The 548-nt window shown below is 55.7% G+C and carries 1 protein-coding gene; it reads right to left on the bottom strand.

The genetic code is table 11. From position 1 onward, the window contains the following. A partial coding sequence (cobO, locus tag J3L16_RS15935) for a cob(I)yrinic acid a,c-diamide adenosyltransferase (protein WP_242698883.1) occupies positions 1-529 on the bottom strand: 529 nt, incomplete at its 3' end. Between the last annotated feature and the right edge of the window lie 19 nt (positions 530-548).

Below are 548 nucleotides of genomic sequence, written 5' to 3' on the forward strand. Positions count from 1 at the left end.
CAATTTGCGCCTTGATCCCTGACCGGAACGGGTGCTTGACCAGCTCCATTTCCGTCACCAAGTCAGCAATTTCGATCAGGTCCGCATGTGCGTTCCGCCCAGTCAGCACCACGTGGGTCATGTCGGGTTTCTTGGTTGCGAGGAATTCGACCACTTCGTTTATGTCCACGTAGTCGTAGCGGATCGCGATGTTGATTTCGTCGAGCAGGACCATAGTGTTGGTCTCGTCCAAAATCAGCTCTTTCGCTTTGGCCCATGCGGCCTGCGCCATTTCGGTGTCGCGGCTTTTGTCTTGGGTTTCCCAAGTGAAGCCCTCGCCCATGGTGTGGAACGCGCATTCGTCTGAGAATTTCGACAGGATCAAGTCGCGCTCGCCGGTGGACATGCCGCCTTTGATGAACTGGACCACGGCGCATTTCATGTCGTGTGCGATGCAACGGAAGATCATCCCGAAGGCTGCAGACGATTTGCCTTTGCCCTTGCCCGTGTTGACGATCACAAGGCCTTTTTTGTCGGTCTTGGTCGCCATGATCTTATCCCGCGCGGCT

This window comes from Alteromonas sp. 5E99-2 (assembly GCF_017368475.1).
Taxonomy (GTDB): Bacteria; Pseudomonadota; Gammaproteobacteria; order Enterobacterales; family Alteromonadaceae; genus Alteromonas_F.